The sequence below is a fragment of the Streptomyces durocortorensis genome (assembly GCF_016901035.1).
Lineage (GTDB): Bacteria > Actinomycetota > Actinomycetes > Streptomycetales > Streptomycetaceae > Streptomyces > Streptomyces durocortorensis.
The window spans coordinates 1-283 of sequence record NZ_JAFEUF010000587.1 but is presented as its reverse complement, the minus strand read 5'-3'; the positions used below and the strand labels follow the sequence as shown (position 1 = coordinate 283).

General features: G+C 64.7%; 1 protein-coding gene. It reads right to left on the bottom strand.

Going from position 1 to position 283, the window contains the following annotated elements; all coding sequences use genetic code 11:
- Positions 1–283, bottom strand: a 283-nt coding sequence (locus JS521_RS36185; protein WP_372448653.1) for a sensor histidine kinase, incomplete at both ends; no start/stop codon positions are given.

Here is a 283-nt window from a genome sequence, read left to right as displayed (position 1 = left end):
CGTCCCTCACATCCTGGCTCTGACGCATCGGCATGACGGCACGAACTCGCCATCCACCGACCTTGCGTGGACCCACCTCAATGGTGCCGCCTAGGGCCTCGACCCGCTCTGACATCCCGACGATTCCCACCCCGGTCGAGGGTGCCGATCGAATCGGGCGGCCGTTGTCGGTGACCTCCACCTCGACCTCGTCATCGCTGCAGCGTACCGACACCGTCACCTCGGGGGCGCTGGAGTGGGCCTCCACATTGTTGAGGGATTCCTGGACGATTCGGTAACAGGT